The sequence below is a fragment of the Paracoccus sp. ME4 genome (assembly GCF_046736325.1).
Lineage (GTDB): Bacteria > Pseudomonadota > Alphaproteobacteria > Rhodobacterales > Rhodobacteraceae > Paracoccus.
Genome location: NZ_CP151276.1, coordinates 241,622 through 265,310, shown reverse-complemented (window position 1 = coordinate 265,310; position 23,689 = coordinate 241,622). Strand labels below are relative to the sequence as shown.

The following is a 23,689-nucleotide window of genomic DNA, read 5'->3' as shown; positions in this document are numbered from 1 at the left end:
CTCGCGGGCCGCCTTCTTGCTGGGCGGCCCGTTCCTTTTGGCCTGACCCCTTTCGCGGGAGGCCGAAACGAAACGGGGGCGGTGCCGCGGCACCGCCCCCGTCGCATGCAGGACGACGCGCCTCAGGTCCGGCGCGGCTGCGCCAGGGGGGTGCTGCGGTCGCGATTGGCGCGCATCGCCGCCACGATCACCACCGCCCAGACCAGAGCGGCCAGCCACCACAGCCCGCCGCCGATCAGCGCCATCCCGATCAGCCCCGCCTGCACCACATAGTATGCCATGGTGATCAGCGTCTTGCGGATCAGGTCGCCCTCGCGGTCGGTCAGGCCGACCACGGCCGAGGCCGCGACGACGTTGTGCACGCAGATCATGTTGCCCGCGGCCCCGCCCACGGCCTGCAGCACCACGACGACGGTGATGCCCGCCAGATCCAGCCCGATCCCCTGCGCGGTCGAGAACTGGAACAGCGCGAACATCATGTTCGACACGGTGTTCGACCCCGCGATGAAGGCGCCCAGGGCCCCCACGATCGGCGCGAACAGCGGCCAGGTCGCGCCGGTCGCGGCGGCCATGCCCTCGGCCAGGGTGATCGGCATCGACAGCATCCCCTCGGACCCCGAGTTGATGAAGACCTGCACCATCGGCACGGCCAGCAGCAGCGCGGGCGCCGCTGCCAGCATCGTGCGCCCCGAGATCGACCAGGCCCGCGCATAGGCCGCGCCCTTCATGCGGAACAGTGCGACCGAGATCAGCGAGGCGATGATCATGATCGTGCCCGGCGAATAGGCGAACTGCGCACTGGCATTGATGCCCGATCCGAACAGGTCGGTCAGTGCCAGCGTCGTGTCGGGACCGGTCAGCCATGCCTTCAGCGGCGCGATGGTGCGCGTCAGCACCAGCAGCCCCGCCACGATGACATAGGGCATCCAGGCGGTGATCAGCCCGATGCGCCGGTCGTCGGGTCCCAGCTCGGCCTGATCGGGCTCCAGGTTGCCCTGCCAGCCCTCGCCCCACTGCGCGCGCGGCGGAAAGTCGAACCGGTCCGAGGGCAGGAACCATCCCGCCCGCGCGGCCGGCACGACGATCATCAGGCCGATCAGCCCGCCCAGAAGCGACGGGAATTCCGGCCCCAGGACGCGCGCGACCAGCAGATAGGGCAGCGTGAACGCAAGGCCCGCGAAGATCGCGAACTTCCACGCCCGGAAACCTTCCGCAAAGCTGCGGCTCTGCCCGAAGAAGCGCGTCAGCATGCCCACCATCAGCAGCGGGATCAGCACGCCCACCAGCGCGTGGACCAGCGCCACCTGCGCGCCCACCACGGGGATGTATTCGGCCAGGGTCATCGGCGCGATGGCGGCCTCTACCTCGGCGCTGTTGGACAGGCCGGTGTTGACGCCCACCAGCATCGGCGTGCCGACCGCGCCGAAGGACACGGGCGTCGATTGGATGATCAGCGTGACCATGACCGCCGCCATGGCCGGAAAGCCGATGGCCAGCAGCAGGGGCGCCGCGACCGCGGCCGGCGTGCCGAAGCCCGATGCCCCCTCGATCATGGACCCGAACATCCACGCAATGATGATGGCCTGGATGCGCCGGTCGGGCGAGATGTCGGTGAACCCGCGCCGGATCGCCCGGATCGCCCCCGATTCCTGCACCGTGTAGAGCAGCAGGATCGCCCCGAACACGATGTAGAGCAGCGTGACCGCCGTCACCAGCCCGTTGACCGTGGCCCCCGCGACCCGCGCCAGCGGCGCCCCCCACAGCACCAGCGCCAGCCCGACCGTGACCAGATAGGCCGCCAGCATCGCCAGCTTCGCCGACCGCCGCATCACGACCAGCAGGACAAAGACCACCGCCACGGGCAAGGCCGCGGCGATGAAGTACACTCCCTGTGACACCCCGTTCTCCTCCTCGTTTTGTCTGCGCCAGTCGGGACGGAAACGGTGTGGATTGCAAGAAAAAACCGGTCTGGAAACCAGACCGGTTGCGCAAACAGGGGCCGGGACGACGCGTCAGTCGCGACGGATGGCGATGGCGATGCCCTGACCGCCGCCGATGCACATGGTGATCAGCGCGGTGCGCCCGCCGGTGCGCTCCAGCTCGTGGATGGCCTTGACCATCAGGATCGCGCCGGTGGCGCCGACCGGATGGCCCAGGGCGATGGCGCCGCCATTGGGGTTCACGCGGGCCGGGTCCAGACCCAGGCCCTTGTTCACCGCAAGGGCCTGCGCGGCAAAGGCCTCGTTCGATTCGATCACGTCGAAATCGCCGGCCTTCAGCCCGGTGCGGGCCATCAGCGCCTCGACCGCGGGGATGGGGCCGATACCCATGACCTCGGGGCGCACGCCGGCCACGGCATAGCCCAGGATGCGTGCCCGCGGGGTCAGGCCCGCGCGTTCGGCGGCCTCGGCCCGCGCCAGGACCAGGGCCGCAGCGCCGTCGTTGATGCCGCTGGCATTGCCCGCCGTGACGCTGCCGCCCTTCTGGAAGACCGGCTTCAGGCCCGCCAGCTTCTCCAGGCTGGTGTCCTTGGGATGCTCGTCCGTGTCGAAGGCGACCATGCCCTTGCGCGACTTGACCTCGACGGGGACGATCTGGTCGGCGAAATACCCCGCCGCGATGGCCGCCGCCGCGCGACGCTGCGATTCCATCGCGAACTCGTCCTGCTGCTCGCGGGTGATGTCATGTTCGGCGGCGACGTTCTCGGCGGTGACGCCCATGTGGCCGGTGCCCATCGGGCAGGTCAGCGCGCCGGTCATCATGTCCAGCATGACCTGATCGCCCATCTTGGCGCCGAACCGCGCCGAGGGCACGACATAGGGCGAGCGGCTCATGCTCTCGGCGCCGCCGGCGATGGCGAAGTCGGCATCGCCCAGCATCAGCGCCTGCGCCGCCGACACGATGGCCTGCGCGCCCGACCCGCAGAGGCGGTTCACGTTCATCGCGGGCGTGGTATGCGGGATGCCCGCCTCCAGCATGGCAACGCGGGACAGGTACATGTCGCGCGGCTCGGTGTTGATCACATGGCCGAAGACGACCTGACCGACCTGGTCGGGCGCCAGGCCCGCCCGCTCCAGCGCGGCGCGGGTGACGGTCGCGGCCAGCTGGATCGGCGGGATGGCCGCCAAGCTGCCCCCGAAGGTGCCGATGGCGGTGCGGGCGCCGGACAGGATGACGATATCGGATGCGGACATGGCAGGGCCTCCTCTTGCCTTTGGCGCGCAGTCTAGGGCGCGGGCGCCCTGCCGCAACCCGTGCCGTCACGGCAAATTGCGCCCGCCCGGCCGAGGCGCTATGGTGCACAGGAATAACGAGAGAGCCCCCATGACCCAGACCGCCCCCCGGCTGCGCATCAAGCTGCGCCTGGAATACGATTCGCCCCTGATCCTGGGTCCGGGCAAGGCCGAGCTGCTGGCCCGCATCGGGCGGCTCGGCTCGATCTCGGCCGCCGCGCGCGAGATGGGGATGAGCTACAAGCGCGCCTGGACCCTGGTCGAGGAGATGAACACCGCCTTCGCCGATCCGGTGATCGACAGCGCGCGCGGCGGCGTCAAGGGCGGTGGCGCGACCGTCACCGCGACCGGACAGCAGGTGCTGTCCCATTACCGCGCGCTGGAATCGCTGCTGCGCGAGGCGGGGGCCGCCGATCTGATGGCCCTGAACGCGCTGCTGCGTCCCGAGACGGGATTAGGCTCCGAGGAGGCCTGATCCATCGGCGGGCACCGGCCAGCTTCCGGCTTTGTGATTTCACAGGGCGGTGATTCCGGCTAGACTTCGCCAAAAGCCTATAACGAGCGAAACGAGGGCAGAATGAACAGGCTCCTGAAGCTGGCCATCGTCGGCCTGGTCGCGTCATGCGGGGGCGGCGGCAATTTCAGCGCGCCGCGCCAGCTGGACAACGCATGCGCCATCGCCGCGGAGCGACCCGCCTACATGCGCGCCATGCGCCAGACCGAACGCAAGTGGGGCGTGCCGGTCCATGTGCAGATGGCGACCCTCTATCAGGAATCGAAATTCATCGGCGACGCGCGCACGCCGCATCAATACGCGCTTGGCGTCATCCCGATCGGCCGGCAGAGCAGCGCCTTCGGCTATTCCCAGGCCCTGGACGGCACCTGGGAGGAATATCAGCGCGAGACCGGCAACCGCCGCGCCCGCCGCGACAGCATCCGCGACGCGACCGACTTCATGGGCTGGTACATGCATGGCAGCCAGCAGCGGCTCGGCCTGTCGAAATACGACGCGACCTCGCAGTATCTGGCCTATCACGAAGGGCGCGGCGGCTTTGCCCGCGGCAGCTTCCGCCAGAAGAGCTGGCTGATGCGCGTCGCGGGCGGCGTCGGCCAGCGGTCCGAGATGTACCGCCAGCAGCTGGCCGCCTGCCGCCGCTGATCCCCGCCGCTTGACGGGGCGCGCGGGCCGGGGCCTTCTGTCGGCAGAGGACAGGAGGACCCCATGTATCGCGTCATCGGCATATCGAAATCCCGCGCGTTCCGCGTGCTGTGGATGCTGGAGGAGCTGGGCCAGGACTATGAGCACGTCCCGGCCAATCCGCAGAGCGACGGCGTGATTCCGTTCAACCCGGCGGGCAAGGTGCCGGTGCTGATCGACGACGGCACGCCGATCACCGATTCGACCGCGATCCTGACCTATCTGGCCGACCGCCACGGCGACCTGACCCATCCGGCCGGGACGCTGGACCGCGCGCGTCAGGACAGCCTGACGCAGTTCCTGCTGGACGAGTTCGACGCCGCCCTGTGGCTGGCGGCGCGCCACAGCTTCATCCTGCCGCCCGAAATGCGCTTGGCCGCGATCAAGAACACCCTGCGGTGGGAGTTCGAATCCAGCCAGGCGGCGCTGGTGCGGCGCATGTCGGACGGGCCGTTCCTGATGGGCGAGCGGATGACCGTGCCGGACGTCATCCTGGCGCATTGCCTGGACTGGGCGCTGTCGGCGCGCTTTCCGGTGACCGAACACCGGCTGACCGAATACATCGAACGGATGCGCCAGCGCCCCGCCTATCGGCGCGCCGCCGCGCGCTGAAGGTGCCGGGCGGCGCCCTCGCCGGCGCGCCGCCCGGTCGCCAGGCACCCGGTCAGCAGATAGCCCCCGGTCGGCGCCTCCCAGTCCAGCATCTCGCCCGCGGCGAAGACGCCGGGCAGGGCGCGCAGCTCCAGATCCCCGGTCACCCCCTCGGCGCGGATGCCCCCCGCGCTGGAGATCGCGCGATCAAGCCCCATCGGACCCGTATGGCGCAGCGGCAGCGCCTTGGCGCGCGCGGCCCAGGCCTCGGGCGTGGCGGCGGGCGGCCCGCCCCATTCCAGGAGCAGCGCGACCCGCACCGGATCGCCCAGCACCCGGCGCAGCCAGTTGCCCAGGCTCAGCCGCCCGCGCGGCTGCGCAAAGCGCCGCGTCAGCGCGGCAGCATTCAGATCGGGGGCCAGATCGACCGTGCCCGGCGCCCCGTCGCGCAGGGCGGCGGCCACGGCATAGACGCCCCCGCCCTCGATGCCCTGCGCGCCGATGACCCATTCGCCGCGGCTGACCTGACCGCCGGCATGGATGGCCACGCCCTTGACGGCCTGGCCAAACTGCCGCGCCATGGCCGCCGACCAGTCGACGCGGAACCCCATGTTCGCGGGCCGGAAGGGCGCGACCGGCACCCCCGCCTCCGCCAGAAGCGGAACCCAGGCCGCGTCCGAGCCCAGCCTGGGCCAGCTGGCCCCGCCCAGGGCCAGGACCACCACCCGCGGCCGCAGGACCTGCGGTCCCGCCGGGGTCTGGAATTGCCAGCCGCCCTCCAGCCCGACCCACCGCCAGCGCGGGCGCAGATCGACCCCGCCCGCCGCCAGCCGCCCCAGCCAGGCGCGCAGCAGCGGCGAGGCCTTCATCCCCACCGGAAAGACCCGCCCCGTCGATCCCGAAAACAGCGTGATGCCCAGACCCTCGGCCCAGGCCCGGACCTGGGCCGGGCCGAAGGGGCCGTCCGCAGTGCGCAGCAGGTCGGGCGCGTCGATCTGGGCCGCAAAGGCCGCATGCGGTTCGTCGCGCGTCAGGTTCAGCCCCGACTTGCCCGCCATCAGAAACTTGCGCCCCAAAGACGGCATCGCGTCCGCCACGACGACGCCGCGGCCGGGCGCCATCAGCACCTCGGCGGCCATCAGCCCGGCCGGGCCGCCGCCGATGATCAGCGCGTCGATCTCTCCGCTCACCGCCGGCCCCGCGGCTTCATCACCAGCCGCAGGAGCGCGCGTTCCACCAGCGGCATCTGCGGCGCGCGGCTGGAGGAGCGCAGCGCCATGTCGGTGGACAGCAGCAGCGCCACCGCCTCCTCCAGCGGTCCCATGCCCCAGCTCTGCGCCTGCCGCGCCATGCGGTCGCGCCGGGGGCCGAAGACCGGGGGCCGGGCACGGGCCAGCGCGACCGCCGGTCCCGCCGGATCGGCCGCAGCCAGATGCAGCGCCCGGAAATGCCGCAGCGCCGCGATGCACAGGGTGACCGGGGCGATGCCCTGCTGCGCGATGCGCCGCATCAGCGGGCCGAAATCGCCCTCGCGGCGTTCGGCGGTGCAGTGGATCAGCTCGTCCAGATCGGCCTCGATCGTGGCGGGGGCCAGCAGCGCGATCTCCTCGACCGTCAGCGGCGCTGGATCGCCGTGCTTGTAGAGGCCGATCTTCTCGATCGTCTGGCGCAGATCGCCGGGGTCCAGCGCGCGCGCCAGCAGCATCATCTCGCGCAGCGCGTCGCGCGGCACCTCGCGCAGCCCCGCCTCGGTCAGCCAGCGCGCGACCTCCTCCTCGCCGGGCGGGTCGTCATAGACCGGCGCGCAGACCGCCTGGCCATGCGTCTCGAACAGCTTGCGCAGCGCCGACGACTTGGTCAGCACGCCGGCCGTGACCACGATCACCGCGTCGCCCTGCCGCCAGCCCTCCAGCGCGGCCCGCACCGCGTCGGCGGCCTGATCGGTCGCCTCCTCGACCACGACGGCGCGGGGGCCGGGAAAGAAGCCCACCTCACGCACCGCATCGACCAGCTGTGCCGGATCGCGCTTCAGCCCGCCGCCGGGCATGCGGGTCAGGCGCATCTCCTCGTCGGCGCGCTCGCCCAGAAGGGCGCGGACCGCCTCGGCCCGCTTCAGCGCGACGCGCATCGGGTCCTGCCCGTGGATCAGCAGGCCGGGCCGCGACGGGTCCGGCCGGGCCAGATAGCGCGAGATCTCGGCTCCCTTCAGCAGCACCGGCTCAGCCCGGCAGCCGCGTCGCCGCCGCCAGCAGCCGCGTCACCACCTGATCGGCCAGCATCAGCGCCAGCCGCTCGCGCGCATCGCCCTCGGCCGCCAGCGTCGAGATGGTCGTGCCGGTCGTGGAATAGGAGGTGAAGCTGCTGACCCTTCCGCGCGTGATCTCGGCCCCGTCGGGACCGGTCAGCACGAAATCGGCCGTGCCGTTCAGCGAATAGCGCGTCGTGACCTCGTCGGGCGTGATCGCCTGCGAGACCACGCCCGCGCTGATGCGATAATCCAGCTCGTAGACCGCCGCATCCTCGGGGCCCAACCGCTCCGCCAGGCGGCGGTTGAAGACGAAGTCCAGGGGCGTCTCGGGGTCGCGCGGGCGGACCTTGCCGAACAGCCGCCCGCCCCCGCCCGCCGGCCCATAGACCGGCGTCAGCCCGCATCCCGCCAGCGCCGCCAGCGCCAGCAGGGCCGCGCGGCGGTCAGGCGACCACATTGACGATCCGCCCGGGCACGACGATCAGCTTCTTAGGCGCCGCACCCTCCAGGAACCGCTGCACCGTCTCGTCGGCCAGGACCAGCGCCTCGATCTGATCCTCGGGCATGTCCTTGGGAACCGTCACCTCGGCACGGCGCTTGCCGTTGATCTGGATCGGCAGGGTCACGCTGTCATCCTCCAGGAGCGCCGGGTCCGCCTTGGGCCAGGCCGCATCCACCACCATGCCCTGCCCGCCCGAGATCGACCAGACCTCCTCGGCCAGATGCGGCACCATCGGCGCCATCAGCTGCGCCATGATGCGCAGCACGGCGCGGCGCGCCTCGCCCCCGGCCTGCGACTTGCCCACCGCATTGGCCAGCTCATAGAGTTTCGCGACGGCCTTGTTGAAGGCGAAGCCTTCGATGGCCTTCGTGACATCCGCGATGGCGCGATGCGCGGCGCGGGTCAGCGCCGGGTCGTCGCCGCCCATCGCCGGGGCCTCCTCGGCCAGGCGGAAGACGCGGGCCAGGAACTTGGCCGCGGCCTCGGCCCCGGCGGCGGTCCATTCCACGTCGCGCTCGGGCGGGCTGTCCGACAGCATGAACCAGCGCGCGGTATCGGCGCCGAAGCTGCTGACGATATTGACCGGATCGACCACGTTCTTCTTCGATTTCGACATCTTGGCCGAAGGGATGATCTCGACCGGGGTGCCGTTGGCCAGACGGCCGTCGGTCACGTCCTCGGGCAGATGATAGACCGGGCGGCCACGCGCGTCGGTGGTCTTGTAGATCTCATGCGTGACCATGCCCTGAGTGAACAGCGCATCGAAGGGCTCCTTCGCGGCCTCGGGCAGATGGCCCGTCCTGACCATCGCTCGGGCGAAGAAGCGTGAGTACAGCAGGTGCAGAATCGCATGCTCGATGCCGCCGATATACTGGTCCACGTTCATCCAGTAATCCGCATCCGCGCGGTCGGTGGGCGTCGCCGCCCCCGGCGACGTGAAGCGCGCGTAATACCAGGACGAATCGACGAAGGTGTCCATCGTGTCGGTTTCCCGCCGGGCGGCACCGCCGCATTTCGGGCAGGTCGCCTGACGCCAGGACGGGTGGCGGTCCAGCGGGTTGCCCGGCACGTCGAACGTCACGTCCTGCGGCAGCAGCACCGGCAGGTTGGCCTTCGCCTCGGGGACCGTGCCGCAGGTCTCGCAATGCACGACCGGGATCGGACAGCCCCAATAGCGCTGGCGCGAGATGCCCCAGTCGCGCAGGCGGAACTTGGTCACGCCCTCGCCATAGCCCGCGCCCTCGGCATGGGCGATGGCGGCGTCGATGGCGGCCTCGCCGGTCTGATCCGCCGCACCGGCAAAGCCGCGGACATAGGTCACGACCTCGGTCTTGGCGGGCACGAAGGGCGCGTCCGCCACCAGCGCGTCGGCCTCCTGCACCGACATGCCCGGCTGACCGAAGGTCGCGCGGATCGGCAGGCCGTACTTCACCGCGAATTCGTGGTCGCGCTCGTCATGCGCGGGGCATCCGAACAGCGCGCCGGTGCCGTAATCCATCAGCACGAAATTCGCGATCCAGATCGGCAGGCGCCAGTCCGGGTCCAGCGGGTGCGCGACGCTCAGGCCCGTGTCGAAGCCCAGCTTGGGCGCGGTCTCGATCGCCTCCTCGGTGGTGCCGATGCGCCTGCATTCCTCGCGGAAGGCCTCGATCTCGGGGCGGCCGGCGGCCAGCTCCTTGACCAGCGGATGATCCGGCGACAGCGCGACGAAGCTTGCGCCCATCAGCGTGTCGGGGCGGGTGGTATAGACCTCGATCGCCTCATGGCCGGCGGGCGCATCGACCGTGCGGAACGCGAATTGCAGCCCGCGCGACCGGCCGATCCAGTTGGCCTGCATCAGGCGGACCTTCTCGGGCCAGCCCGTCAGCCCGTCCAGCGCCTCCAGCAGCTCGTCGCTGTAATCGCTGATCCTGAAGAACCACTGCGTCAACTCGCGCCGCTCGACCGTGGCGCCCGAGCGCCAGCCCTTGCCGTCGATCACCTGCTCGTTGGCCAGCACGGTCATGTCGACCGGGTCCCAGTTCACCTGCGCCGACTTGCGCGTGATCAGCCCCGCCTCCAGCATGTCCAGGAACAGCGCCTGCTGCTGGGCCACATAGGCGTCGTCGCAGGTCGCGAATTCGCGACTCCAGTCGATGGACAGGCCCAGGGGCTTCAGCTGGTCGCGCATGGTCGCGATGTTGGCATAGGTCCAGTCGCGCGGATGGCCGCCCTGCTCCATCGCGGCGTTCTCGGCGGGCATGCCGAAGGCGTCCCAGCCCATCGGATGCAGCACGCTGAACCCCTGCGCGCGCTTGAACCGCGCCACCACGTCGCCCATCGTGTAGTTGCGCACATGGCCCATATGGATGCGCCCCGAGGGATAGGGGAACATCTCCAGCACATAGTATTTCGGCCGCTCGTCGCGGATGGCGGTGAAGCTGCCGGCATCGGCCCAGGCCTTCTGCCAGCGGGCTTCGCTTGTCGCGGGATCATAGGGCATGGGGAACCTCGGGCATCGTTCGTTGCCCGCAGGGTCTATACGTCCGGCCCCTGCGGGTCCAGATGCGGCCTTACAGACGGCCGTCCTGGATGCGCAGCTGACGGGCGCGGGTCAGGATGGCGTCCTCGACCGCGCGGACGGTGCCGGGTTCCACCGCGGCGCCGCCGGGACCCTGCAGCGACAGGCGCAGGCTGCGCGCGTCCAGCGCCGGGTCGCTGATCTGGATCGTGGCGCGATAGGACCGCCCGCCGCCCGGCGGCGTGCCGTAGCCGGTCTGGATCACCCCGGTGAACGGGTCCACCGTCTGCACCGGCAGAAAGTTCAGCACGTCCAGGCTGGCATTCCACAGGTACTTGTTGACGCCGACCATCTGGTCGGGATTGCCACCGCGGATGAACACGTCCTGGATGCGGGTGGTGCGGGTGGTCGGACGCATGTCGGGACCGTCGAACATCGTGCCGCCCGCAGGCTGCGTGCTGCGCCCCGAACCGCCGCAGGCGGCCAGGCCCGCACACAGCGTCGTGACGATCATCAGGCGCGCGGCGCGTGCATAGGTCATCCCAGTCCCCCGAAGGTCAGTGCTCTGGCCGCCAGCATTAGCCCGGATCGCACCCCCGAAACAAGCGCTTTGGCCCGCACGCGACGCGGCCTTGCACCAGCAGGAAAAGGCCCGCGGGACCTGATCTCACGAAAGTGTGGCGCAAGTGCATCACGGAAATGGGCAAAGAAATCAGCGACGGCTTGATTCCGTTGCATCACAATCTCGAAAGGGTGAAACCAATCGCATACCCAGGGCGGGACCGCCGACTTGGGCAACAGAGAGACAAGAGGGAACACACCATGAAAAAGGCTCTGATCGCCTCCACCGCGCTGGTCCTGTCCGCAGGCGTCGCCGCCGCCGACGTCACCATCTCGGGCTATGGCCGCACCGCGGTCGTGTACCAGGAAGACCGCTCGACCGGCAACGACGCGCAGATCTCGTCGCGCGTCCGCATGAACGTGCACGCCACCACCTCGACCGATCAGGGCGTCGACTTCGGTGCACGCCTGCGTCTGCAGTGGGACCAGGGCGACGAGTCGCTGGACCGCGTCTCGCCGGGCCAGGTGTACGTGACCGCCAGCGGCTTCACCGTCGCCGTGGGCAACGTCGGCACCGCCTATGACAACGCCGGCCTGATCTACGAATCGGAAGTCGGCCTGATCAGCCAGTCGTTCGGCAACTCGAATGGCGACTTCTTCGCCTACGAGTCGAAAGGCTACGCCAAGAGCGAGTTCGGCATCGACTACGAGAACCGTCTGGGCATCTCGGTCGAGTACGCGGTTGACGCGCTGACCGCGCGCTTCTCGTACATCGACACCGACCAGACCGGCACCGCCGACTTCCCGAACAGCGAAGACGAGCTGGGCCTGTCGATCGACTACGACTGGAACGACTTCCAGATCTCGGTCGCCGGCGTTCAGAGCGGCCTGGGCTTCGACGGCAACGACCAGTGGTTCGTCGGCGCCTACTACACCCTGCCGGGCACCGAGAACGGCATCGGCATGAGCTACCTGGACAACGGCAACTCCTACGGCGTTGACGACGATGGCCTGCTGACCGTCGCCAACGAAGGCAAGACCTTCGTGCTGTACGGCGACTATGTCGTCGCGCCGCTGACCACCCTGTCGGCCTACATCGCCAACAACGACGCGGCCGGCAACGAGACCGACAACGCGTTCGGTCTGGGCGCCAAGTACGACCTGGGCGGCGCCTACCTGGCCGGCTCGCTGGAGCGTGGCTACAACGAGAAAGTCCGCGGCGACTTCGGCGTCCGCTTCGACTTCTGATCCTTCGCGATCGACCATCATCGGAGAGAGCGGGCCTTGCGCCCGCTCTTTTCTTTTTGTCATGTGGGGACATGGCACTGGACGACATCACCCGCCGCATCCGCGCGGCCGAATCCGCCGCCGGCCGCGCGCCCGGCAGCGTCACCCTGATCGCGGTCAGCAAGCTGCAGCCCCCCGAGCGGGTCGAGGCCGTGCTGGACGCCGGCCACACCGTCTTCGGAGAGAACTACGTCCAGGAGGCGCAGGGCAAATGGCCCGCCTGGACTGCGACGCATCCGGGCGTGTCGGTCCACATGATCGGCCCGCTGCAATCGAACAAGGCCCGCGCCGCCGTGGCGCTCTTCGACGCGATCCACACGCTGGACCGCGTGACGCTGGCGCGCAAGCTGGCCCAGCAGATCGCCGAACAGGGCCGCAGCCCTCAGCTGTTCGTGCAGGTCAATACCGGGGATGAGCCGCAGAAGGCCGGCATCCTGGCCGATGAGCTGCCGGGCTTCCTCGCGCTCTGCGCCGATCTGGGCCTCGCGCCGCAGGGGCTGATGTGCATCCCGCCCGACGGCATGGACCCCGCGCCGCATTTTCGCCTGCTGGCCGATCTGGCCCGCGACCACGGCCTGCCCGGCCTCTCCATGGGCATGAGCGCCGATTTCGAGACCGCCATCGCCCATGGCGCGACCCATGTGCGCGTGGGCTCGGCCATCTTCGGCGCGCGGACCGCCTAGCGCACCAGGATGGGCGTGCCCGGCGCCGCCCGGCGCGCGATCCAGAGCAGGTCGCGCCGCGCGAAGGCGATGCAGCCCTCGGTGCCGTAACCCGGACGACGCCACTGATGCAGGAAGATCGCCGATCCCCGCCCCGGCACCGCCGCCGCGTTCCAGTCCGTCGTCAGGATCAGGTCATAGAGCGGATCGGCCCGCCGCAGCCGCTCATGGCTGGCCGTCAGCGGCGCACGCGCGTGCCGGTTGTAGGCCGCATGGTCCGGGTCGTCGCACCACAGATCACCCGGCCCGATCGCCCGCGCCCAGGGCGCGGGGCGGGTCAGGCGATCGGGGCGGTACCACAGCCCGGTGACGCGGTGGCGGCCCGCCGGGGTGGCGTGGTCGCCCTCGCGCTTCTCCGCGGTGATCCCGGCGCGGCCGATGCTACAGGGAACCAACCGGCCCAGAAAGCGCAGCCCCTGCGGGGTCAGGACCATGCCGGTCACAGCAGATGCCCCGACTTGCGCGCCTTGACGTCCAGATAGGCGGCGTTGTGGCGGTTGGGCGGCAGGATCAGCGGCACCCGTTCGGGGACGGCGATGCCATGGGCCTGCATCATCGCCACCTTGCGCGGGTTGTTCGTCATCAGCCGCACCGCGCCGAAGCCCAGACGCCGCAGCAGCGCCGCGCCGATGCGGAAGTCGCGCTCGTCATCCTCGAACCCCAGGCGGTGGTTCGCCTCGACCGTGTCGAAGCCCTGATCCTGCAGGGCATAGGCGCGCATCTTGTTGGCCAGCCCGATCCCCCGCCCCTCCTGGTTCAGATACAGCAACACCCCCGCTCCCGCCTGCCCCATCGCCGCCAGCGCCGCGTTCAGCTGGGGGCCGCAATCGCATTTCAGGCTGCCCAGCACGTCGCCCGTGAAGCAGGCCGAATGAAGCCGCGCCAGCACCGGCGCATCGCGGGGCGGATCGCCGATCTCGACGGCGTAATGTTCCTCGGCGCCGTCGTCGGGGCGGAAGATATGCAGCCGCGACCGCTCCGCCGCGAGAATCGGCAGGCGCGCGGCCGCGACCGGGGCCATGGCCGCCTCGGCCGCCAGCTGCGCCAGCGTGGGCCCGGGCGGCAGCGCGGTCAGGCCCGGCGGGGCGGGGGCCGCGACCAGCAGCATCGCGGGCAGCAGCTGCGCGGATTTCGCCAGCGCCAGGCCCGCGCGATGGGCCGCCGTTCCGCCCTCGCGCAGCGTGCTCAGCGGACCCTTCATCGGCGTCATCAGATCGCCCGCCGGATCGGCCAGCGCCCGCAGCCAGGCCAGATCGGCATCCGCGGGCACCGCGACCCGCGCCAGATCGCCGTCATAGGCGCGCGCCTTGAGCGTCTCGGCCCGCCGCGCGGTCAGGGTCAGCACGGGGGTGCCCAGAGCGCGCAGATCGGCCAGGCGGGCGGGCGACAGCGTCTCGACCGCCGCGGCCAGATGGTCGCCCAGGGCCACCGGCAGGCCCATGCGCAGATCGGCGCGGGCGCGGGCGATGGTCTCGGACAGGGTGGGGATCAGGCTCATGGGGCCCCGCGTCGTTGAAACAGTCTGAAACATAACGCACCGATCCGACAACTCCATGTGAGAAATCCGACATGGTGCTGGACGGACGGCGCGGCTGCGACCACCTCTTTGCGCAACGAGACAAAGGAGGCAAGCATGGCCGGACTGAAGAAGATTCTGCTGGTCGATGACGAGGAAGACCTGCGCGAGGCCCTGGCCGAGCAGCTGATCGCGACCGACGATTTCGAGGTGACCGAGGCCGGCAGCGGCGCCGAGGCGGTCGAGGCGACCAGGAACGCCATCTTCGACCTGGTGGTGCTGGACGTGGGCCTGCCCGACACCGACGGGCGCGAGCTGTGCAAGAAGCTGCGCAAGCTGAACGTGAAATGCCCCATCGTGATGCTGACCGGGCACGACACCGATGCGGACACGATCCTGGGTCTGGATGCGGGCGCCAACGATTACGTCACCAAGCCGTTCAAGTTCCCGGTCCTGCTGGCCCGCCTGCGCGCGCAGCTGCGCACGCATGAGCAGTCCGAGGACGCCATCTTCCAGCTGGGGCCGTACACGTTCAAGCCGTCGATGAAGATGCTGATCGACGGCAAGGACCGCAAGATCCGCCTGACGGAGAAGGAGACCAACATCCTGAAGTTCCTGTATCGCGCGCAGGACGGGGTGGTCGCCCGCGACGTCCTGCTGCACGAGGTCTGGGGCTACAATGCCGGCGTGACCACGCATACGCTGGAGACGCACATCTATCGCCTGCGCCAGAAGATCGAGCCCGATCCCTCGAACGCACGCCTGCTGGTCACCGAATCGGGCGGCTATCGCCTAGTCGCCTGATCTGCTGCAAGGCCCCGCCCCCGTGCGGGGCCTTGTCCTTTCTGCATGCGCGCACCAGGCTGGCGGTATGATGCGCGTCGTTTCATGGCTGCTGGTGGGGACGGGCGTCGCGGGTGTCGTGGCGACCGTCGCGGTGGTCACCTACCTGCTGCATTTCGGCTGCGGCTATACCGGTCCGTGCCTCCGATCGACCGCGCAGCTGTGGGGCGCCGTCTTTACGAACGCGGAAAACCTGTTCGTCCTTGCCCCGGCTGGCCTCTGTGCCCTCCTGATCCTGGCGGGCCTCTGGTTGCGTCGGCGGGATCGCGCTCATCGCAGGGATGCGGGAACCGGGCCAAGGCTGCGGCGTTGAAGCCCCGAAGCCCAGTGGTCGGCGGATGCGGCCACACCCCCTCCCTCTCTGCTGCCCCGGCGTTCCCTGCGCCGGGGCGTCTTTTTATCCCGCGCCTCAGCCGCGGCCGTGCGGCGCGGTCCAGTCCGCATCCGGCCCGATGGGGATGATGCGGTGCGGGTTGATCATGTCGTGGCTGTAGTAGTAGTGCCGCGTGACATGGTCGGGACGCACCGTCGCGGCCACGCCCGGCCACTGATACAGCTCGCGCGCCCAGCCCCACAGGTTCGGATAGTCGACCACGCGGCGGCGGTTGCACTTGAAATGCGTGTGATAGACGGCATCGAACCGCGCGATGGTGGTGAACAGCCGCCAGTCGGCCTCGGTGATGCGGTCGCCGGTCAGATAGCGGTCCTCGGCCAGCAGCCCCTCGATCCAGTCCAGGCTTTCGAACAGCGGATGCACCGCCTTGTCATAGGCCTGCTGGGTCGTGGCAAAGCCCGCCTTGTAGACGCCGTTGTTGACCCTGTCGTAGATGCGCTCGTTCACCGCCTCGATGCGCTCGCGCAGCGGTTCGGGCCAGTAGTCGTCGGTGTTGCCGGTCACCGCGTCGAAGGCGCCGTTGAACATGCGGATGATGTCGGCGCTTTCGTTCGACACGATCCGGCCGGTCCGGCGGTCCCACAGCACGGGAACGGTGACGCGCCCCGACATGTCGGGCGTGTCCTTCAGATAGACCTCGCGCAGGTAGTCCAGGCCGAACTGCCGGTCGCCGGTGGCGCCGTCGAAATCGGTCCGGAACTCCCACCCGTCCTTCAGCATCTCGGGGTGGACGACCGAGATGTCGATGTGATCCTCCAGCCCCTTCAGCGCGCGGAAGATCATCGTGCGATGTGCCCAGGGACAGGCATGGCTGACATAGAGATGATAGCGGCCGGTCTCGGCGGCAAAGCCGCCCTCTCCGGTGGGGCCGGGGCTGCCGTCAGCGGTCACCCAGTTGCGGAACCGGGCGGTGTCGCGCTTGAACTCGCCCCCGGTGCTGTCGGTGTCATACCATTCGTCCTTCCAGACGCCGTCCACAAGCTGGCCCATCGGATCTCCCTTCGCTGATCTGCCGGGGCAACGGGCGGGGGGCGGCGTTGTTCCCGGTCAGCCGATGGCGCGGTCGCGCGTCTCGACCCGGATCATCAGCAGCGCGGCCGCGGCCAGGACCAGCAGCACCGCGAAGCCGCCGATGGCGATGCCGAAGCCCTGCGCGAAGACCACCGCCAGGAGGCTGGGCGCCAGGATGCCGCCAAGCCGTGCCATGGCGCTGGCCGTGCCCATGCCGGTGCCGCGCAGATGGGTGGGATACAGCTCGGGCGTGAACGCATAGAGCGCCCCCCAGGTGCCCAGGAGCGCGAAGCTCATCACGATCAGCGCCGTGGCGACCAGCGCCGGCCCGCTGGCCACCGCGAACAGCCCGCATCCCGCCGCGGACAGCAGCAGGAACCCCGCCAGCGTCGGGCGGCGGCCGACAGCCTCTACCCCCCAGGCCGCAAGCGCGTATCCCGGCACCTGCGCCAGCGCCAGCACCACCAGGAAGCCGTATCCGCGCACGAAGCCGAAGCCTTCGGTCGCCAGCTGCCCCGGCACCCAGACAAAGACCCCGTAATAGGACAGCGACACCAGGAACCACACCGCAAGCACGCCGATGGTCGCGCGCCGCAGCGGCGCGGCCAGGATCGACGTGGCCCCGCCCGCGGGCAGGGGCGCGGGACGCAGATGCGTCTCGGGCGGCAGGGGCATGGCGCCGTTCACGGCCAGGACGCGGTCGATGACGGCGCGGGCCTCGGCCTGGCGGCCCTTGCGGACCAGATACATCGGGCTTTCGGGAATCCAGAACCGCAGCACGAAGCCGATCAGCGCCGGCAGCGCCGCGACCAGGAAGATCCAGCGCCACGGCGCCTCGGCCCCCAGGGTCGCCGCGGCCCAGGCCGTCAGCGCCACGACGATGGTGCCCACCGCCCAGAACCCCTCCAGCCAGACCAGCCAGCGGCCACGGTTCCGGGGCGGCAGGAACTCGGCCATCATCGCGTAATCGACCGGCAGCGTGCCGCCCACCGCGACCCCGGTCAGAAAGCGCAGGATCAGCAGCCAGGTGAAGTCCCCCGCCAGCACCGAGGCCAGACCGAAGACCGCATCCATCGCGACGGTGCCGATCAGCACCCATCGCCGCCCGATCCGGTCGGCCAGCCGCCCGAAGCCGAAGGCCCCGAGGAACATGCCCAGGAAGAACACCGTGCCGATCTGCAGCGCGGTCACGCGCTCGACCCCGAAGGTGGCCGCGACCGAGGGCGCGGCGAAACCCACCGCGATGACCTGCATCGCATCCGCCGCCCAGACCAGCCCGAAGATGCCCAGAAGGCGCCACTGGAACCGGCCCGTGCCGCCGCGCGTCAGCGCCTCGTCGATGGTGATCTTCATGGCCGTTCCCCCCAATCCCCGCGCCCCTTGCATAGCGCGCGGGGATCATATGGCAAGCCCGCGCCTCGACAGGGCGGACCCGCGCGGCTAGGGTCCGCGCCCAAAGGAGCCTGCCCATGTTCACCATCGCCACCTGGAACATCAACTCGGTCCGCCTGCGCGAGGGTCTGGTCGCCCGCCTGCTGGAGGAGGAGGCGCCCGACATCCTCTGCCTGCAAGAATGCAAGTCGCCGGTCGAGAAGATCCCCCTGACCCGGTTCGCGGAGCTGGGCTACACCCATATCGTGGCGCGCGGGCAGAAGGGCTACAACGGCGTGGCGATCCTGTCGCGCCTGCCGCTGGAGGATGCGGGCGACCGCGACTATGCGCAGCTGGGCCATGCCCGCCATGTCGCCGCCCGGCTGGAGAACGGGGTGGTGATCCACAACATGTACGTCCCCGCAGGCGGCGACATCCCCGACCGCGAGCAGAACCTGAAGTTCGGGCAGAAGCTGGATTTCCTGACCGAGATGCGCGACGTGTTCCACGCCGACCGGCCGACCCGGTCGATCCTGGTGGGCGACTTGAACATCGCCCCGCGCGAGGACGACGTCTGGTCGCACAGGCAGCTGCTGAAGATCGTCAGCCACACGCCCGTCGAGGTCGAGCATCTGCTGGCCGCGCAGGATGCGGGCGGATGGGTGGACGTCACCCGGCAGGACATCCCGCAGGGGCTGCTCTACAGCTGGTGGAGCTATCGCGCCAAGGACTGGGACGCCGCCGACAAGGGCCGGCGGCTGGACCATATCTGGGCCACCGCCGACATTGCAGGCGCCGCCCATGGCAGCCGCATCCTGCGCCCCCTGCGGGGCTGGGAGGCGCCCAGCGACCACGTCCCGGTCATGGCCAGCTTCGACCTCTAGGCGTTCTCGGCCAGGGCGTGATCGCCCAGGTCCAGCACGTCCTCGTCCTGGCGGTCCCACTCGCGGCGCTCGGCGTCGCTGGCCTGCGGCGAGAACCAGCCGGTGACGGCATAGAGGATGCCGATCAGCGGCGCCGTCCAGCAGGCGAAGGCCAGCGGGATATACAGCAGGTTCGTCAGGTTGCCGTCCATCACGCCCAGCGACAGGGCGGTGATGACGAAGGCCCCGCCCGCGTTCCACGGGATCAGCGGCGACATCAGCGTGCCCCCCTCCTCGACCGCGCGGGACAGGTTCAGCGTGGAATAGCCCATGCCGCGATAGAGCGGCGCATACATCCGCCCGGGCAGCGCGATCGAGATGTAGGGATCGCCCGCCACCACGTTGGTGGCGAAGGCGGTGCCGATGGCGCTGGTCTGGACGGCGGCAAAGCTTTTGACGCGGCCGATGATGGCGTTGATGATCGCCTCCAGGCAGCCGGTCCGCTCCAGCGCACCGCCGAAGCCCAGCGCGATCAGCATCAGCGAGATGGTCCACATCATCGACTGGATGCCGCCCGCGTTCAGCAGGCTGTCGATGTCGGCCACGCCCGTCTCGATCGCATATCCGGACTGGGCATAGGTGAAGACGTCGTGCAGCCCCGCGCCCTGCAGGAAGATCGCGATGATCCCGCCCAGCAGCACCCCCGCGAACAGCGACGGCAGCGGCGGGCGGCGCGTGACGGCCAGCACGATCACCACCAGCGCCGGGATCATCGGCACCCAGCCCAGCGTGAACTGCGCGGCCAGCGTATCGGTGATCGCGTCGATGCGCGCCATGCTGGTCTCGGCCGGAGAGATCAGCCAGGTCCCCGCGATGAAATAGATGACCAGCGCGATCAGCATCGCGGGCACGGTCGTGGGCAGCATGTTGCGGATGTGATCGAAAATGTTCACCCCCGTCACCGCCGGCGCCAGGTTCGTCGTGTCCGACAGCGGAGAGATCTTGTCGCCGAAGAACGCCCCCGACACGACCGCCCCCGCCGTCCAGTAGGCCGGGATGCCGAAGCCCGCGCCGATGCCCATCAGCGCGACGCCCACGGTGCCCACCGTGCCCCAGCTGGTGCCCAGGGACAGCGACACGACCGAACACAGCGCCATGGCCGCGACCAGGAAGATCTGCGGGTTCAGCAGCGTCAGCCCGTAATAGATCAGCGTCGGCACCGTGCCCGACGCGATCCAGACCCCGATGATCATGCCCACCACGATCAGCACCGACAGCGACGGCATGGACACGTGGATGACGTGGAACACCCCCTCGCGGATGTCCATCCACCCCTGCCCGCGCAGGACGCCCAGCAGGCCGGTGATGGCCAGGCCCAGGATCAGCGGGATGTGCGGGGTGAAATCGCCGTAGTAGAACAGCTGCAGCGCCAGGAGACCCAGCGTCAGCACGATGGGCAGCAGGGCCAGCCACAGCGGCGGCAGACCCGGCCGGGTCGGGGATGTCTCTGTCATGGTCGGTGTCCTTCTTGTTTTCACACGGCCGTGAGGGTTGCGTCATCGCAACGCGAAAAGCGGCCCTTTCGTTCGGCCGCCATGCGCCCCATATTGCAGGGGAACACGCCAACCGAACCAGACGGGGCCAGGATGACCATGCTATTCGACGGGGCGCAGACGCCCAAGACCGACGATTTCATCAAGGACGTGACCGAGGCCACCTTCATGGCCGAGGTCGTCGAGGCGTCGATGAAGACCCCGGTCATCGTCGATTTCTGGGCGCCGTGGTGCGGGCCGTGCAAGACGCTCGGCCCCGCGCTGGAGGCCGAGGTCGCCCGCCACAAGGGCCGCGTGCGCATGGCCAAGATCAACGTGGACGAGAACCAGATGATCGCGGGCCAGCTGCGCGTGCAGTCCATCCCGACCGTCTATGCCTTCTTCCAGGGCCAGCCCGTCGATGCCTTCCAGGGCGCGATCCCGCCCAGCCAGATCAAGCAGTTCGTGGACAAGCTGGCCGCCATGTCGGGCGATGACGGGGGCCTCGCGGACGCCATCGCCGCCGCCGAGCAGATGATCGAGGACGGCGAGACCGCCGATGCCGTCGAGACCTTCACCGCCATCATCGGCGAGCTGCCCGACAGCCCCGAGGCCTGGGGCGGGCTGATCCGCGCCCATCTGGCGGCAGGCGACCATGCCGCCGCCGCAGCGACCCTGACCCAGGTGCCCAGCCCCCTGGCCCATGCCGGCCCGGTCGAGGCCGCGCGCGCCCAGCTGGCCCTGGCCCAGCAGGCCGAAAGCGCCGGCCCGCTGGACGATCTGGCCGCCCGCGTCGAGGCCGATCCCGCCGATCAGCAGGCCCGTCTGGAATACGCGCAGGCGCTGCACGCCGCGGGCCGGCTGGAGGAGGCCATCGACATCCTGCTGGACAGCTTCCGTCGCGACCGCGACTGGAACGAGGGTGCCGCCAAGACGCAGCTGATCACCATCTTCGACAGCCTCAAGCCCACCGATCCGGTCGGGCAGAAGGGCCGCCGCCGTCTGTCGTCGCTGATCTTCGCCTGAGCCATGTCGCCGCGTTTCGACCTTCCCGACCGCATTCCGCTGTTCCCGCTGCCCGGCGCCGTGCTGATGCCGCGCGCCCGGATGCCGCTGCACATCTTCGAGCCGCGCTATCTGCAGATGCTGGAGGACACGCTGAAGACCGACCACCGCCTGATCGGCATGATCCAGCCCGAGGGCGACGGTCTGGCCGCGATCGGCTGCGCGGGGCGCGTGGTGGCCTTCTCCGAGACCGATGACGGGCGGATGATGATCTCGCTCGGCGCGGTGTCGCGGTTCCGCCTGCAGGAGGTCGAGGAGGGCTTCGCCCCCTATCTCCAGGGGCGCGTGGACTGGTCGTCCTTCGACCGCGACCGCGGCGGCGCCGAGCAGGACCGCGGCCTGGACCGGGATGCGGTCTTCGCGCTCCTGAACCGCTTCATGCAGGCGAATGCGCTGTCCACCGATTGGGACGCCGCCGCGGAGGCCGAGGACGAGCTGCTGATCAACTCGCTGTCGATGATGCTGCCCTTCGGCCCCGGCGACAAGCAGGCGCTGCTGGAATCCCCCACCCTGTCGGACCGGCGCGAGTTGCTGGTCGGGCTGATCGAGTTCGCCCTGCACGGCGGAGAGAACGAGGACCGACTGCAATGACCGAACCCGCCTTCGACCGCGCCATGATCGAGGCGCTGGTCTGCCCTGTGACGCACACCACCCTGTCCTACGACGCCGCCCGGCAGGAGCTGGTGTCGCGCGCGGCGGGGCTGGCCTTCCCGATCCGTTCGGGCATCCCGATCATGCTGATCGACGAGGCGCGCCAGATCCGCGCCGACGACTGACCGGCCGGATGAACGCCCCCCAAGCCCTGGACGACCGCCCCGTGGCGATCCCGCGCATCGCCCGGCCCGGTCCGGCGCGCCTGCCCGCCTGGCTGCGCGCGGTCGTGCTGCTCTGCTGCCTCGCGGAGGCCGCGACCCAGCTCGCCCCCCTCCTGGGGTTCGAGCGGGCGCGCATTGCCGGGGTGCTTCTGGGCGGCTTCTGGACGCCGCTTTTGCAGGGGGGCGTCGGGCTCTATCCCGGTCAGGGCGTGCTGATGTTCCTGACCTATGGCCTCCTGCATGCGGGGCTGCTGCATCTGGCGATGAACATGATCTCGCTGGTCGCGGTGGGGCGCGAGCTGCAGCGGATGATCGGCTCGGCGCGCATGGCGCTGGTCTATGCGCTGACCCAGGTGGCCGCCGCACTGACCTTCGCGGTCATGGCGCCGCAGGCGGGACCGATGGTGGGCGCCTCCGGGGCGATCTTCGGGCTGGCCGGGGCGCTGGTCGGGCATGCGGCGGTGACGCTGCGCCGCCGCCACCTCTCGACCGGGCCGCTGGTGCGCTCGGTCGGGCTGCTCCTGGTGCTGAACGTGGCGCTGACGCTTCTGCTGCCCTCGATCGCCTGGCAGGCGCATCTGGGCGGCGGCGTCGCCGGGCTGCTTCTGGGCGCCGCCATGGCGCTGACCCCGCGCCGCTGAGCGCGGCCGCGGATCACTCCGGTCGGGGGGTCCGGGGGGCTGGCCCCCCGGCGTCGCGGGACGCAACCGGCTCGGCCTCCGCCTCGGGCGCCGTCGCCTCCTCAGGGTAGGCCACCGCCTCGGCCTCCGCATCGTCCGCGATCGGAACCTCCTCCTCGATCCCCTCGACAGCCATCAGGCGGCGCAGCGCCTGCCGGAACGCGTCGGCCGGGGCATGGACCAGCGCCGCCGCATCCTGCCCCTCGGCCAGATGCTCGGCCACCAGCCGGTGCCCCAGACCGAAGCCGGTCCATTTCCGCATCCGCCCGCGACCCAGGAACCATTCGCCCGCATCATGGTCGCGCCGCGCCCAGCCCGCCGCCGCCTGCTTCAGCGTGCCCGAGACCGGCCGCACCTGATCCCAGGGATCGGCCGGCCCGCCCATCACCTGCAGCACGAAATGCCCCGCCAGACCCTCGCCGACCAGCGCCTCGCCCAGGGACGGCCCGTGCCCCGGACCCTCCCACCGGGCCAGCCGGTGCATCTGGCGGACCAGCGTGCGGCGGAAATGCTCCGGCGTGACGCGGGCGGGGTCCAGCACCAGCTCGATGACGCCGGGGGTGGGCGCCTGGCCCGCGATGCCCCAGTCGGGGACCCCGTGATCGCCCGCCCGCACCACCAGATCGAATCGTGGCAGGTCCAGATGCGCCTCGACCAGCGCCACGACCTCGCGGGCATGGGCGCGGATCTCGGCCATGACCGGGGTCAACGCGCCGCGCGCGTTCAGCATATGCAGCTGCCAGATCGGCATGGCTCT

At 70.1% G+C, this 23,689-nt stretch carries 25 protein-coding genes; 12 read left to right on the top strand and 13 right to left on the bottom strand.

The window, feature by feature from the left end; genetic code table 11:
* Positions 1–122: 122 nt before the first annotated feature.
* Entirely contained in the window at positions 123–1,898 is a 1,776-nt protein-coding gene (locus AACG61_RS01290) for an L-lactate permease (protein WP_411838230.1), read from the bottom strand.
* A 114-nt stretch (positions 1,899–2,012) separates the two neighbouring features.
* On the bottom strand, positions 2,013–3,194 hold the full coding sequence (locus AACG61_RS01285) for an acetyl-CoA C-acyltransferase family protein (RefSeq protein WP_411838229.1): 1,182 nt from the start codon (positions 3,192–3,194) through the stop codon (positions 2,013–2,015).
* Positions 3,195–3,324: 130 nt separating this feature from the next.
* Between AACG61_RS01285 and AACG61_RS01280 the strand changes: the two genes are divergently transcribed.
* From AACG61_RS01280 to AACG61_RS01270, 3 genes are all read left to right on the top strand, one after another.
* Positions 3,325–3,708 (top strand): winged helix-turn-helix domain-containing protein, encoded by a 384-nt coding sequence (locus AACG61_RS01280; RefSeq protein ID WP_411838228.1) that lies wholly within the window; start codon positions 3,325–3,327, stop codon positions 3,706–3,708.
* A gap of 102 nt (positions 3,709–3,810) precedes the next feature.
* Positions 3,811–4,392, top strand: a complete 582-nt coding sequence (locus tag AACG61_RS01275; protein ID WP_411838227.1) for a lytic transglycosylase — start codon at positions 3,811–3,813, stop codon at positions 4,390–4,392.
* A 63-nt stretch (positions 4,393–4,455) separates the two neighbouring features.
* On the top strand, positions 4,456–5,043 hold the full coding sequence (locus tag AACG61_RS01270; RefSeq protein ID WP_411838226.1) for a glutathione S-transferase family protein: 588 nt from the start codon (positions 4,456–4,458) through the stop codon (positions 5,041–5,043).
* Here AACG61_RS01270 and AACG61_RS01265 read toward each other — a convergent pair.
* The 5 genes from AACG61_RS01265 to AACG61_RS01245 all read right to left on the bottom strand — a co-directional run bounded on the left by AACG61_RS01265 (position 5,019) and on the right by AACG61_RS01245 (position 10,813).
* Entirely contained in the window at positions 5,019–6,200 is a 1,182-nt protein-coding gene (locus tag AACG61_RS01265) for an NAD(P)/FAD-dependent oxidoreductase (RefSeq protein WP_411839431.1), read from the bottom strand. The two genes, AACG61_RS01270 and AACG61_RS01265, sit on opposite strands and share 25 nt — an antisense overlap.
* Before the next feature lie 8 nt (positions 6,201–6,208).
* Positions 6,209–7,237 carry a DNA polymerase III subunit delta gene (holA, locus tag AACG61_RS01260; RefSeq protein WP_411838225.1) on the bottom strand — a complete coding sequence of 343 codons (1,029 nt, stop codon included), beginning with the start codon at positions 7,235–7,237 and terminating at the stop codon, positions 6,209–6,211.
* Between the two features lie 4 nt (positions 7,238–7,241).
* The gene (gene lptE, locus AACG61_RS01255) at positions 7,242–7,727 is read right to left on the bottom strand and encodes an LPS assembly lipoprotein LptE (RefSeq protein WP_411838224.1); all 486 of its coding nucleotides are present in this window, start codon (positions 7,725–7,727) and stop codon (positions 7,242–7,244) included.
* Positions 7,714–10,254 carry a leucine--tRNA ligase gene (gene leuS, locus AACG61_RS01250; protein ID WP_411838223.1) on the bottom strand — a complete coding sequence of 847 codons (2,541 nt, stop codon included), beginning with the start codon at positions 10,252–10,254 and terminating at the stop codon, positions 7,714–7,716. The genes lptE and leuS overlap by 14 nt, the downstream gene beginning before the upstream one ends.
* Positions 10,255–10,324: 70 nt before the next feature.
* Complete coding sequence (locus tag AACG61_RS01245) at positions 10,325–10,813, bottom strand: DUF3576 domain-containing protein (protein ID WP_411838222.1); 489 nt, start codon at positions 10,811–10,813, stop codon at positions 10,325–10,327.
* Positions 10,814–11,094: 281 nt separating this feature from the next.
* Between AACG61_RS01245 and AACG61_RS01240 the strand changes: the two genes are divergently transcribed.
* Both AACG61_RS01240 and AACG61_RS01235 read left to right on the top strand, forming a co-directional pair.
* Positions 11,095–12,081 (top strand): porin, encoded by a 987-nt coding sequence (locus tag AACG61_RS01240; RefSeq protein WP_411838220.1) that lies wholly within the window; start codon positions 11,095–11,097, stop codon positions 12,079–12,081.
* Positions 12,082–12,152: 71 nt separating this feature from the next.
* Positions 12,153–12,803, top strand: a complete 651-nt coding sequence (locus tag AACG61_RS01235) for a YggS family pyridoxal phosphate-dependent enzyme (protein ID WP_411838219.1) — start codon at positions 12,153–12,155, stop codon at positions 12,801–12,803.
* On the opposite strand, the gene AACG61_RS01230 is transcribed toward AACG61_RS01235, so the two are convergent.
* Positions 12,800–13,276, bottom strand: coding sequence for a L,D-transpeptidase family protein (locus AACG61_RS01230; RefSeq protein WP_411839430.1), 477 nt, complete (start codon positions 13,274–13,276; stop codon positions 12,800–12,802). The genes AACG61_RS01235 and AACG61_RS01230 overlap by 4 nt on opposite strands.
* A gap of 5 nt (positions 13,277–13,281) precedes the next feature.
* Complete coding sequence (gene ribA / locus AACG61_RS01225) at positions 13,282–14,340, bottom strand: GTP cyclohydrolase II (protein ID WP_411838218.1); 1,059 nt, start codon at positions 14,338–14,340, stop codon at positions 13,282–13,284.
* 135 nt (positions 14,341–14,475) lie between these two features.
* On the opposite strand from ribA, the gene AACG61_RS01220 reads away from it, so the two are divergent.
* On the top strand, positions 14,476–15,162 hold the full coding sequence (locus tag AACG61_RS01220) for a response regulator transcription factor (RefSeq protein ID WP_411838217.1): 687 nt from the start codon (positions 14,476–14,478) through the stop codon (positions 15,160–15,162).
* A 67-nt stretch (positions 15,163–15,229) separates the two neighbouring features.
* The gene (locus AACG61_RS01215) at positions 15,230–15,514 is read left to right on the top strand and encodes a hypothetical protein (RefSeq protein WP_411838216.1); all 285 of its coding nucleotides are present in this window, start codon (positions 15,230–15,232) and stop codon (positions 15,512–15,514) included.
* 96 nt (positions 15,515–15,610) lie between these two features.
* On the opposite strand, the gene AACG61_RS01210 is transcribed toward AACG61_RS01215, so the two are convergent.
* Both AACG61_RS01210 and AACG61_RS01205 read right to left on the bottom strand, forming a co-directional pair.
* Positions 15,611–16,585 (bottom strand): glutathione S-transferase family protein, encoded by a 975-nt coding sequence (locus AACG61_RS01210; RefSeq protein ID WP_411838215.1) that lies wholly within the window; start codon positions 16,583–16,585, stop codon positions 15,611–15,613.
* 57 nt (positions 16,586–16,642) lie between these two features.
* A complete protein-coding gene (locus AACG61_RS01205; RefSeq protein ID WP_411838214.1) occupies positions 16,643–17,959 on the bottom strand; it encodes an MFS transporter in 1,317 nt (438 codons plus the stop codon).
* A 116-nt stretch (positions 17,960–18,075) separates the two neighbouring features.
* Here AACG61_RS01205 and AACG61_RS01200 point away from each other — a divergent pair, with 116 nt between their 5' ends.
* Entirely contained in the window at positions 18,076–18,861 is a 786-nt protein-coding gene (locus AACG61_RS01200) for an exodeoxyribonuclease III (RefSeq protein WP_411838213.1), read from the top strand.
* Here the strand turns inward: AACG61_RS01200 and nhaC are convergent.
* A complete protein-coding gene (gene nhaC, locus AACG61_RS01195) occupies positions 18,858–20,354 on the bottom strand; it encodes a Na+/H+ antiporter NhaC (RefSeq protein WP_411838212.1) in 1,497 nt (498 codons plus the stop codon). The two genes, AACG61_RS01200 and nhaC, sit on opposite strands and share 4 nt — an antisense overlap.
* A 138-nt stretch (positions 20,355–20,492) precedes the next feature.
* Here nhaC and AACG61_RS01190 point away from each other — a divergent pair, with 138 nt between their 5' ends.
* The 4 genes from AACG61_RS01190 to AACG61_RS01175 are packed head-to-tail and all read left to right on the top strand — an operon-like array spanning position 20,493 to position 22,893.
* On the top strand, positions 20,493–21,398 hold the full coding sequence (locus AACG61_RS01190) for a tetratricopeptide repeat protein (RefSeq protein ID WP_411839429.1): 906 nt from the start codon (positions 20,493–20,495) through the stop codon (positions 21,396–21,398).
* 3 nt (positions 21,399–21,401) lie between these two features.
* The gene (locus tag AACG61_RS01185; protein ID WP_411838211.1) at positions 21,402–22,028 is read left to right on the top strand and encodes an LON peptidase substrate-binding domain-containing protein; all 627 of its coding nucleotides are present in this window, start codon (positions 21,402–21,404) and stop codon (positions 22,026–22,028) included.
* Positions 22,025–22,213: a Trm112 family protein gene (locus tag AACG61_RS01180; RefSeq protein WP_411838210.1), complete on the top strand. Its 189-nt coding sequence runs from the start codon at positions 22,025–22,027 to the stop codon at positions 22,211–22,213. Before AACG61_RS01185 ends, AACG61_RS01180 begins: the two co-directional genes overlap by 4 nt.
* An 8-nt stretch (positions 22,214–22,221) precedes the next feature.
* Complete coding sequence (locus tag AACG61_RS01175; protein WP_411838209.1) at positions 22,222–22,893, top strand: rhomboid family intramembrane serine protease; 672 nt, start codon at positions 22,222–22,224, stop codon at positions 22,891–22,893.
* A 13-nt stretch (positions 22,894–22,906) separates the two neighbouring features.
* Here the strand turns inward: AACG61_RS01175 and AACG61_RS01170 are convergent, their stop codons facing one another.
* The gene (locus AACG61_RS01170) at positions 22,907–23,683 is read right to left on the bottom strand and encodes a DUF2268 domain-containing putative Zn-dependent protease (RefSeq protein WP_411838208.1); all 777 of its coding nucleotides are present in this window, start codon (positions 23,681–23,683) and stop codon (positions 22,907–22,909) included.
* Positions 23,684–23,689 lie beyond the last annotated feature (6 nt).